Annotated in this window: 8 protein-coding genes; all 8 read left to right on the forward strand. The window is 49.8% G+C overall.

From position 1 onward, the window contains the following. Nucleotides 1–810: SpoIIE family protein phosphatase (locus AB7S66_RS09830; RefSeq protein WP_428519530.1), on the forward strand; the 810-nt coding region annotated here is incomplete at its 5' end. 11 nt (nucleotides 811–821) lie between these two features. Next, nucleotides 822–1,088, forward strand: coding sequence for a (2Fe-2S) ferredoxin domain-containing protein (locus tag AB7S66_RS09835; RefSeq protein WP_428519532.1), 267 nt, complete (start codon nucleotides 822–824; stop codon nucleotides 1,086–1,088). Continuing rightward, nucleotides 1,081–2,553, forward strand: coding sequence for a monomeric [FeFe] hydrogenase (locus AB7S66_RS09840; RefSeq protein ID WP_428519534.1), 1,473 nt, complete (start codon nucleotides 1,081–1,083; stop codon nucleotides 2,551–2,553). Before AB7S66_RS09835 ends, AB7S66_RS09840 begins: the two co-directional genes overlap by 8 nt. Nucleotides 2,554–2,557: 4 nt before the next feature. Continuing rightward, the gene (locus AB7S66_RS09845) at nucleotides 2,558–3,037 is read left to right on the forward strand and encodes a GAF domain-containing protein (protein WP_428519536.1); all 480 of its coding nucleotides are present in this window, start codon (nucleotides 2,558–2,560) and stop codon (nucleotides 3,035–3,037) included. A 354-nt stretch (nucleotides 3,038–3,391) separates the two neighbouring features. After that, nucleotides 3,392–5,137, forward strand: a complete 1,746-nt coding sequence (thrS, locus tag AB7S66_RS09850) for a threonine--tRNA ligase (RefSeq protein WP_428519538.1) — start codon at nucleotides 3,392–3,394, stop codon at nucleotides 5,135–5,137. 65 nt (nucleotides 5,138–5,202) lie between these two features. Beyond that, nucleotides 5,203–6,699, forward strand: a complete 1,497-nt coding sequence (locus tag AB7S66_RS09855) for a carboxypeptidase M32 (RefSeq protein ID WP_428519540.1) — start codon at nucleotides 5,203–5,205, stop codon at nucleotides 6,697–6,699. Between the two features lie 12 nt (nucleotides 6,700–6,711). Further along, complete coding sequence (gene pgsA / locus AB7S66_RS09860) at nucleotides 6,712–7,308, forward strand: CDP-diacylglycerol--glycerol-3-phosphate 3-phosphatidyltransferase (RefSeq protein WP_428519542.1); 597 nt, start codon at nucleotides 6,712–6,714, stop codon at nucleotides 7,306–7,308. A gap of 2 nt (nucleotides 7,309–7,310) precedes the next feature. Then, nucleotides 7,311–8,099 (forward strand): HAD-IIB family hydrolase, encoded by a 789-nt coding sequence (locus tag AB7S66_RS09865; protein ID WP_428519544.1) that lies wholly within the window; start codon nucleotides 7,311–7,313, stop codon nucleotides 8,097–8,099. Nucleotides 8,100–8,362: the final 263 nt, after the last annotated feature.

Raw genomic sequence — 8,362 nt, forward strand, 5'->3', positions numbered from 1 at the left:
GTACAGTGGGAACGTGAGAAGATTGATCTCAGGAGGGATGGTGCGTTCAAGCAGGAGGTGCTGGGACACTCTCACCTCAAGCTCTCGGTTGGAAGCCGTCTCTTGATCTTCAGCGATGGGGTTACCCAGGCGGGGATGGGAAAGTCCCTTCCCTTGGGGTGGCGCCTTGAGGGAGTTAGGGCATTTGCCCGGCAGGTGATTGGAAGGGACCCGGATATTTCCAGCCACGACCTTGCAAGGGAAGTTGTATCGCATGCCCACCAGTTGGATCGTCTGAATGCAAAGGACGACATTACCTGCATGGTTGTATATGTGAGAAAACCCAGGAGGACACTGGTGGTGACAGGTCCTCCGTTCAAGCGTGAACAGGATCCCTTACTGGTTGAGAAAATCCAGGGATTCGAGGGAAAGCGGATCGTCAGTGGGGGTACTACCGCACAGATTGTCAGCAGGATCATGAATCGGCAACTGAAGGTGGATATGAGCTGTTGGTCACCACAAGTACCTCCCTGTTCCATGATGGAAGGGCTGGATCTGGTGACGGAGGGGATGTTGACCCTGAGTAAGGTAGCCACTGCACTGGAGCAGAAAAAACCAGCATATACGCTACCCAACGATGCAGTGAGGAAGTTCATACAGGTGATGCAAGAGAGTGATCAGGTACACTTTATTGTTGGGACGAAAATCAATGAAGCTCACCAGGATCCCAGTATCCCTGTGGAGATCGGGATACGCAGGACCTTGATTGGAAGGTTGCAACGGGCATTGGAAGACAATTATCTGAAAGAGACTTCGTTGGAGTATATGTAGGAGATATGGTCATGGGAAAGAAAGAGAAGGTGAGTGTCAGGATTTGTGTGGGGACTGCATGTTTTGTACAAGGTGGGGCCGATCTATTGCTTTACCAGGACTTTTTGGATCCTGTTGTACTGGCTGGGTGTGACATCCAAGGCATCTCATGCATCGGTGGGTGCAAGGATGAATCAATGGCGGTAAGGCCTCCCTATGTAGAGATTGATGGAAAGGTTTTTGGTGAGATGACGCAGGAGAAGCTATGCAAGGCATTGCTGGAGGCTGTCCATGCTTGAATTGAATAACCAATATACGACGATCAAGAGACAGGTACACACTGAGGTGCTCAAGCAATTCTTCCAGGATACGTTGCCCCAGAATGTGGACAGGATTCCTATACAACTCATTCCAAAGCAACGTATCCCTACCAGGTGTTGCATCTACAAGGAGCGGGCAATGGTCCGCTACCGCATTATGGCGTTCCTGGGTTTTGATATAGAGAGGGAAGATGATGAGATGAAGAGCCTCTCCTCCTATGTGAGGGAAATCATGGAGGAAGACAAGCCCCTGTCCCCCCTGTTGACGACAATCAGTACTGCCTGCTCTTCCTGTCCTCCCGACCGGTACATGATCAGTGATGCCTGCCGTGGATGCTTTGCGCGTCCTTGCCTTGCCAATTGCCCAAAGGACTGTATCACTTTCTCTGATGGCAAGGCCCATATTGATGAGAGCAGGTGTATCCGTTGTGGAAAGTGCATGGAGGTATGCCCCTTCCATGCAGTTGTGCATATTCCTGTACCTTGTGAGCAGGCATGTCCGGTCGATGCAGTGAAGAAGAATGAATATGGCTATGTGGAAATTGATTGGGATAGATGTATCAGCTGTGGAAAGTGTGCAATGAGCTGCCCCTTTGGGGCTATTGTGGAGCGTTCATCAATTATGACAGTAGCAAAAAAACTCAAGAACAAAGACCACATGACGGCAATCATTGCCCCGGCGATCGAAGGACAGTTTCCAGGGACACTTGCCCAAATCAAACATGCGCTGCTTGCCACTGGATTCAGATCGGTGATTGAGGTCAGTGAAGGGGCCCATGAGACATGCTTGCATGAGGCTGATGAGCTGGCAACCAGGAAGAAGGAAGGAACAGGATTTATGACCACGAGCTGTTGTCCAGCATATATGAACCTGGTGGATAAGCATCTTCCCTTCCTTGGAAGCCGTCGTTCCTCTGCACTGTCTCCAATGGCATATGCGGCAGCTCTTGCCAAGGAGAGGTGTGAGGAAACGAGTGTGGTCTTTATCGGTCCCTGCCTTGCGAAAAAGGATGAGGCTGCATCACTTGGCACTATTGATGGAGTATTGACCTTCAGTGAACTGGCCTCTTTATTTGTTGCAAAGGGAATTGATGTGCGTGAGATGGATGCCACTGATCTTGAAGATGTCTCCCTCTTTGAGGATTGCAGGGAATTTGCCCTCTCCGGTGGTGTTGCTTCCTGTGTGAGCAAGCGCTCTGCTGTAGGGGATGAGATATCGCTGTTCCAGGTAAACGGGATAGACAGGAAAATGGTCCGTGTGATGAAAACCTGGGAGAGAAGGCCGGTGGGTGCCGACTTGGTCGAGGTCATGTGTTGTGAAGGGGGGTGTATCAACGGACCAGGAGTGGTAGCAAAGCCTTCGGTTGCAATACGGCTCAGGGGTGGCAATAAAGCCTCTAGCCCCGTAGAAGCGATGCGTGCCATACTGAAGCCCAAGGAGTAATCGTATGCATGTAACTACAGACAGTTCATTCCTTGAACAACTTACTGCAATAACTGACGGGTGGGATGGGAGTACGGAAAGACGATATTGTCATCTCTGTAATGTTTCCGCATTGCTTAACCAGCAGCTGGAGAATATCAACTGGGTAGGGTTCTATCTGATGAGAGAAGATCGTCAAGGCCTGGTTCTCGGTCCATTCCAAGGAAAAGTTGCCTGTACTGATATCAGCCTGGATCGTGGAGTATGTGGATTGGCTGCGCGTACGAAGGAGAGTGTAAGGGTGGACGATGTACACACCTTCCCAGGCCATATTGCCTGTGACAGTGCTTCCATGAGTGAATTGGTGGTTCCCTTGGTCAGCAGTAGTGGTGATGTGGTTGGTGTCTTGGATATCGATAGTGCCCAGAGAGGTCGTTTCTCTGAAGATGACCAACTTCTGTTGGAGCGTGTTGCGAAGATCATTTCTGGGGCTCTTTGGACTTGACTAATTGCTTCGATGTGAGCATTCTATAGTACAAGGCGATGAGAAAGACGAGTAGCCGGCAGCGGATCCACAGAGAGGACTTCCTTGGTTGAGAGAGGTCTGGATAGCGCCCGATGAAAACCCCTTTTGAGCTGCAGGTCGAACGTGTTTGCTAGTAGGCTGTGCCGCATACCTGGCGAGACAGGTGCAATGAGAGTCTTTCCTGGAGAGAAAACCGGGAAGGGAAGCAAGGTGGAACCGCGGAACATGAGAGCTTTCATGTCTTCGTCCTTGCCGGGAGTGGAACATGCCACCCGGTAGGGTTGAGGGCATGAAGGCTTTTTTTTTGGTAATGATGAGAAGTGAGGAGATAGTATGGCAACGGTAGAAGCAGGAGAGAAACTCTCCAGGATACGGCATTCAATGGCACATGTGATGGCCGAGGCAGTGCTCGAGATGTTCCCTGATGCACAGATCGCTATCGGTCCTGCGATCGATAATGGATTCTATTATGATTTTGACTTGCCCAGGCAGCTGGTCACTGAGGATCTTGATGAGATTTCAGAGCGTATGCGCGCAATCATCAAGGAAGATAAGCCGTTTGTAAGGACGGTGGTCAGTCGGGATGAAGCAAAGCAGCGCTTTGCAGGACAGAAATACAAGTTGGAATTGCTTGAGGCTATCCCCGAGGATGAGGAAGTAAGCCTTTACACCCAAGGAGGTTTCACCGATCTCTGTCGTGGTCCCCATGTGGATTCCACCAAGGAGCTTAAGGGTGATGCTTTTAAATTGATGAGCATCGCCGGTGCTTATTGGAGAGGCAAGGAAACCAATCCCATGCTGACCCGTATCTATGGTACGGCTTGGTCAAATGCCAAGGAGCTGCGTCTCTATCTGCAACATCTTGAGGATGTTGAGAAACGGGACCACCGCAAGCTTGGTAAGGAACTTGATCTGTTCAGCTTGCATGAGGAAGCAGGCCCAGGTCTTGTCTACTGGCATCCAATGGGCGCCCGTATCAGGCAGGCGATTGAGGATTTCTGGCGCAAGGAGCACTATGCCAATGGGTATGAGATGGTATATACCCCCCATCTTGGACGTTCCTGGCTTTGGGAGACCAGTGGTCACTTGGGATTCTACAAGGAAGGGATGTACCCTCCCATGGAGATGGACAAGAGTGATTACTATGTGAAACCGATGAACTGTCCGTTCCATATCATGATTTACAAGAACAGTAAGCACTCCTATCGTGATCTGCCTTTCAGATGGGCAGAGCTGGGTACCGTGTATCGCTATGAAAAGGCCGGTGCAATGCATGGGCTCATGCGTGTACGTGGATTCACCCAGGATGATGCACACCTGTTTGTCACCCCAGACCAGATGAACGACGAGATCCTGGAGGTACTCAGGTTCTCGTTGCATATGTTGCAATCCTTTGGTTTTATGGAGATCAATGCATACCTTTCCACGATGCCTGAGAAGGCTGTCGGAGACCCTCAGCGCTGGGCTGATGCAACTGAGGCTCTCAGGAAAGCCATAGAGACAGAAGGGTTGGCGTACGAGATTGATGAGGGAGGTGGCGCGTTCTATGGTCCGAAGATTGATCTGAAGATCAAGGATGCAATCGGACGCGAGTGGCAGCTTTCCACAGTTCAGTTCGATTTTAATGAACCTGAACGGTTTGACATGACCTTTGTGGACAAGGATGGTGTTGAGAAGCGCCCGTACATGATCCATCGAGCTCTCCTTGGTTCCATTGAGCGGTTCTTCGGGGTGCTTATCGAGCACTATGCCGGGGCCTTCCCGCCCTGGCTTGCTCCTGAACAGATCAAGGTCATCCCTGTAGGCGAAGCCTTCTTTGACTATGCAAAGAGTTTGGAGAAGAGACTCCGAAGCGAAGGTTTCCGTGTTTCTGCTGACCTTGGGGATGACAGGATGAATGCGAAAATCCGAAACGCACAGAAGCTGAAGATACCGTACATGGTGATCATTGGCGAGCGAGAGATGGAGAATGACCAGGTTTCTGTACGCCTGAGAAGCGGTAAGCAGGAGAACGGCCTTGCAACCCAAGCTTTCATCGATATGGTGAGAGAGAAGGTTGAAAACAAGGAACAGCTGTAGTACAGAAGAGCATGTAACACAGAGAGCCGGAGTTATCCGGCTCTCGATTTCAGGTGGAGGTATCCATGACACAAAGAGAAGCATATAACCGTTTGGTCGAACTCGATCACCAGATTGTATTGATAGATCATATGGAGGCAACGCTATCCTGGGACCAGGAAATTTCACTCTCCCCCTTGGGATTGGAAGAGCGGTCGGAACAACTGGGTTATCTTGCCCATCTTCGGCACGACATGGCAAGTTCCTCAGAAATGGGGGATGTGTTGGCACATCTTGAGGGCATGCATGATGCATCGGATGTGGAACGTGGGCTGATCAGGATCAGGAGACGCGAGTACGAGAAGATGAAAAAGCTCCCTGCCACCTTGGTGCGTTCAATATCTGAACAAGGGGCAAGAGCACATAACAGCTGGGTTGCAGCCCGTCAGGCAGGTACCTGGTCGCTCTTCTCTGGTGATCTAGCTTCCATGGTTGCATTGGTTCGAGAAAAAGCTACATTGCTCAAACAGGAGGGAGGGTGTCTCTATGATGGATTGCTCCAGGAGTTTGAGGAGGGGATGAGGACCGACCAGGTCGCCAGGCTTTTTACTGAGATTAAGGCTCCTTTGATCTCGCTGGTGGACCGGCTTGCCTCAAAGACCGTGGATGCTGGATTTCTCTATGGTTCATACCCAATTGAACAGCAACAGATATTTGCGAATGAGGTGTTGAAGGCAATGCAATTTGACTTCCAGAGGGGGAGTTGCGCCGTCGCAGTGCATCCATTTACCACTACAATCGGTTCTGATGATATCCGAATCACCACCCGCTACAGTGATCCTTCGGTCATGGATAGTTTCAGTTCCACAGTTCATGAGGGTGGTCATGCTCTGTATGAGATGGGTGCCTCGAGTTCAATCCTGAAGGGGACCAGCTTGGCTTCTGGGGCTTCTCTTGGAATGCATGAATCGCAGAGCAGGCTTTGGGAAAACATGATTGCAAAGAGCCCTGAGTTCTGGCAGTACTACTATCCCCGGTTCAAGGAACTATTTCCTGCACAGACTGCAGGGGTTTCCCTGGATCAGTTTGTCCGTGCAATCAACAAAGTGGAGAGAACACCGATCAGGGTTAATGCTGATGAGGTCAGCTATAGCCTGCATGTGATGCTTCGTTTTCAGCTGGAACAGATGATTATCAATGGGGAAGTCTCCATTGACGAGGTTCCCGAAGCGTGGAATGCTGAGCACCGTTCTCTCTTGGGTTTCACTCCTGCCTCAATCAAGGAAGGGGTGCTGCAGGATGTCCATTGGAGTAGTGGTGATTTCGGGTATTTCCCAACCTATGTCCTGGGAAATCTTTATGGAGCGCAGATTTGGGAGAAAGTGAAAGAAGATCTGCCTGTTTCTTCCTTATTGCAAAGTGGAGATCTGATGGCCATCAGTGATTATCTAAAAACTTCAATCTATGAACGAGGGGCGGTCAATACCGGCCTTGAGACGCTGGAGAAGGTAACCAACAGAGGTCTTGACGCGAGTTTGTTCACAAGCTACCTTGAAGATAAATTCAGCCGCTTGTTCGGCTAATGAGAGGTCCGTATGAATATTCCGAATAAGCTTACTGTGTCACGGCTGATTATGGCACCGTTGTTCTTCATTGCATTTCATCTTGGCTCATGGTTCGGACCTTCCTTCCAGGATGCTGCATCCATACTTACGCTTGTCCTTTGGGCTCTGACTGAGCTGACCGATCTCCTGGATGGCCAGATAGCAAGAAGCAAGAATTTAGTGACGGACCTAGGTAAGGTGATGGACCCCTTTGCTGACACGTTCAGTAGGCTGACGTACTTTGTCTGCCTCTCTGGAGCAGGCATCATGCCTCTTTGGACCTTTATCCTGATTATGTGGCGTGAATTCTCCATTCTGTTTGTCAGGATGTTGATGATGGGAAAAGGAAAGCCGGTCGCCGCAAATATCTGGGGGAAGAGCAAGGCAGTACTGTATGCGATAAGTGGTGCTTTAGGCATCCTCTACATTGCGTTGGGTAACTGGGTTGGTGACTCCTCCTTGGTCCAGAAGATGGGTCCTGTAGTCACAGGTGTTTTTGTATTGGCGGCATTGGCTGCTGTGATGTCCTTCCTTACCTATATCAAGGCTATTATCCGTGATGGCAGCCTCTCTTCTCTGAGCCGCTGAGTATGCAACCTTTAGAAAACCTCCCACAAACGATAGCAAGAAAGATAAGATTCCTGCTGACCGATGTTGATGACACCATCACTACCAATGGGAAATTGCGTCCGGCTGCCTTGGAGGCTTTGTATAGACTTGAGGAAGAGGGAATCCGGACCATCTGTGTAACTGGTGGTTCAGCTGGTTGGGGAGATACGTATCTCCGCCAATGGCCGGTGGAGGCTGTGTTGAGCGAAAGTGGGGCTGTTTGCCTTTATCGTGAGAACGGCGCGATTCGCCATTTTGTACATCCTTCAATTGTGCAGGAAGGGTATCGGGAACGCGTACAGGCGATGATTCAGCGGGTGCTTTCCTCTGTCGATGGAGCAAAGGTGTCCAGCGATCAATTCGCACGACTATTCGACGTGGCTTTTGATCATGGTAGCGAACCCCCGTTTCTATCGGAAGATGGGATTGCGAAAATTGTCGAGATCTGTAGGGACATGGGGGCTGGTACAGCCGTCAGTTCGATACATGTGAATGCTTGGTTTGGTTCTTTTGATAAATACGAAGGCTCAAGAGCTTTTTTTACCCAGGTGCTTGGTCTCAATGAGCAGGAAATGCTTGATACCGGTTGTTACTGCGGGGATGCCCCTAATGATCAGGTGATGTTTTCCCGTTTCCCTGTGAGTTTTGGCGTTGGGAATATAAAAAAACGAGCTGAAACGATGCAGTTTTTACCGACATTTGTTGCAGAAAATGAAGGTGGAGAAGGCTTTGCTGAGATCGTTGACGCTCTACTTGCCAAGCGCCAGTAAGTTTTGTGAAAAATCTTTGAATAGAACGCTTGACACTATAAGAGGTCTTTTGCTATGTTATCGGAGCACGCTAAACGACACTAAGTCGTAAGCGAGCAGATTTTTGACAGACATATGAGAGAAGAGAAGAGAAGATATACCGCGAGATGATTGCCGTTTACGGCCGTTGATCAAGCGGGTTAGGAAGCTTTAGGGCTTCCCAGTCAATTCACAAGAATGAGAACGATAGTTGAAAAGCTACGTTCGTGCGAGAATTACAGGGA

The sequence above is a fragment of the Sphaerochaeta sp. genome, from assembly GCF_050178175.1.
GTDB lineage: Bacteria > Spirochaetota > Spirochaetia > Sphaerochaetales > Sphaerochaetaceae > Sphaerochaeta.